Annotated in this window: 1 protein-coding gene; it reads left to right on the plus strand. The window is 57.4% G+C overall.

The features are described 5' to 3' along the window. Positions 1-570, plus strand: a 570-nt coding sequence (locus PQR42_RS45620) for a transposase (RefSeq protein ID WP_408496125.1), incomplete at its 5' end; no start/stop codon positions are given. Positions 571-573 lie beyond the last annotated feature (3 nt).

A 573-nucleotide genomic window follows, 5' to 3' on the forward strand; every position in this document is an offset into this window, starting at 1 on the left:
CTGAAGGTGCTGGCTGACCGCGGCTACTTCAGTGGTCCGGACATCCGTGCCTGTGAACTGGCCGGGATCACTACGTATGTCCCGAAACCACTCACCTCGGCGTCAAGGAAGAAAGGGCTCTTTACCAAACGCGACTTCATCTACGTTGCCAGGAGCGATGAGTATCGGTGCCCCGCCGGCGAGCGCGCAATTCTTCGATTCAAGACCGTTGAGAATGGCATGAATCTGAACGTGTACTGGCCCAGCGCATGCCCGCGTTGCCATCTCAAGGAGCGATGTTCGCCCAGCGACTATCGCCGCATCCGACGATGGGAGCACGAACATGTACTGGAAGCCATGCAGCGTCGACTCGACCGGAAGCCCGATGCGATGACCATCCGAAGAAGCACCGTTGAACACGTCTTCGGCACGCTCAAGCATTGGATGGGTGCCACACACTTCCAGACCCGGACGCTCGGGAAGGTGAGCACCGAGATGAGCCTTCACGTACTGGCATACAACCTCAAGCGAGTCATGAATATACTTGGTGTTGCGAGGACAATGAAGGCAATGAGGATGGCTGGAAGCTGAGGC

It is taken from the genome of Paraburkholderia sediminicola, from assembly GCF_046027355.1.
Lineage (GTDB): Bacteria > Pseudomonadota > Gammaproteobacteria > Burkholderiales > Burkholderiaceae > Paraburkholderia > Paraburkholderia sediminicola_B.